The 460-nt window shown below is 48.3% G+C and carries 1 protein-coding gene; it reads right to left on the minus strand.

What is annotated here, in order from left to right:
- Positions 1 to 460, minus strand: a 460-nt coding sequence (locus KNP83_RS15265; RefSeq protein WP_214763109.1) for a DUF58 domain-containing protein, incomplete at both ends; no start/stop codon positions are given.

Raw genomic sequence — 460 nt, forward strand, 5'->3', positions numbered from 1 at the left:
TGAAGGCCGATCCCGTTCGAAGCCGACAAGTCGAGATACACCGTGAACATGTCTTGATTGACCGGCTGGTACAGTTTCGTTTGCAAAGTCGATTTCTTCGCCGTCGCATACCAGTCGATTTGTCTAGACGGTTCATCCTCATAGGGCTTCGAGGAGATCTGTAGTAACCGATCCTTAATTGGAGAATATTTAGATACGCGCTCACCAAGCTTCAGATGTGATCGTATACGCTGCGCATGAGTACTTGAAATCGATGGATAGACCGTCCAACGTAAAGGGGGAGCCAAATAGAGTGTCAACGTACCCAACGATAGAGGCAAGCTAATCGTGATGGAGATTTCAGCTATTTCGATGGGCCCCCTTCGATTACCTGTAAGTTCGAAGACGAAATCAGACGGCAGCTCGTCCAATTCGATGATGGTTTCCGTATGCCCCTCTAAGTTCACGACGTAAGGTCCAT

This window comes from Exiguobacterium sp. s146, from assembly GCF_018618415.1.
Classification (GTDB): Bacteria; Bacillota; Bacilli; order Exiguobacteriales; family Exiguobacteriaceae; genus Exiguobacterium.